The sequence below is a fragment of the Blautia sp. HCP3S3_G3 genome, assembly GCF_052063365.1.
GTDB lineage: Bacteria > Bacillota > Clostridia > Lachnospirales > Lachnospiraceae > Blautia_A.
The window spans coordinates 1-1,070 of sequence record NZ_JBQHXR010000065.1 but is presented as its reverse complement, the minus strand read 5'-3'; the positions used below and the strand labels follow the sequence as shown (position 1 = coordinate 1,070).

At 43.7% G+C, this 1,070-nt stretch carries 1 protein-coding gene; it reads right to left on the bottom strand.

Annotation, left to right across the window (positions count from 1 at the left end; translation table 11 throughout):
* Nucleotides 1-83 precede the first annotated feature (83 nt).
* A partial coding sequence (locus tag ACTNEW_RS16270) for a tyrosine-type recombinase/integrase (RefSeq protein ID WP_441062855.1) occupies nt 84-1,070 on the bottom strand: 987 nt, incomplete at its 5' end.

The window sequence follows — 1,070 nt, the reverse complement described above, 5'->3', positions numbered from 1 at the left end:
CGAACTCTGCCCTTATACGAACCATTCTGGCAGGAATGACCTGAATATCAGTATTCCTGCATCAGAAAGTTCGTATAAAACCCTTAGTCCAGGCCAAGGATTCTGGACAGTTCCTCTTCATCATCTGGCCATAGTGGCTCCTCTTCCGGAATAGCGTCTGTCCTCCTGTTGGCGATTTCCCTCATCTGCTCAATGGACGGAGAGGTATAGTGATCCCGTGTTGTCTTCATGTCTGCATGCCCAAGTAATACAGATATTGCGGCAAGATCCACTCCATCCCTGTATAAATTTGTTCCCCGTGTACGTCTTAGGGTATGTGGTGATACGGATTCCGGCAACTCATATTTTTCCCTTACCTTATCTGAATACTTTTTGATGAGTTTTTGTACATTGCGAACCGTCATGTGTTTCCGATTTCCACCAACAACAGTATATATAAATGGTGCAGAAGGATCCCTGTCAGGATGGAATTCCCCGGCATACTGCCTGATAAGAGCTGAGGTTTTCGAATCCATTACCACGCAGCGTTCCTTGTTTCCCTTTCCATGGATCCGCAGGCGTACATCTTCATGGTCAAGGCACACGTCCCTGACATTCAGTGAAACAAGTTCATCTACCCTCATTGCGCTGTCATACAGCACGGACAGGATAATTTTATCCCGCAGTCCCTTTCTGGTATTGGACGGCATATGAAGAAGAGCTGAAAGTGCATCAACATTCTCAATGATAGGCTGATGTTCCTTTGGTTCACTGTAATACGGAACCTGTTCAATGGAAAAGGCATACTGCTGTAGGCTTATATTCCTTGCAGATGCATATCCTATATACGATTTTATGGATGCAAGCTTATTGTTGACCGTACTCTCTTTTAAATTTTTTACATCATGAAGATGATTCCGGTAATCCAGAAGAAAATCATAGGTACAATCCTTAAATTCAAAACGGTTTGTGGGTATGCCCTTAGTATCATTCACATACTGCCGGAATGTTTTAAGCCCCTGTTTGTATGTCAGAAGCGTATGACTGGAGCCACCTTTTTCCTTTGGTATGTATACGTGGAGGAAGTCATA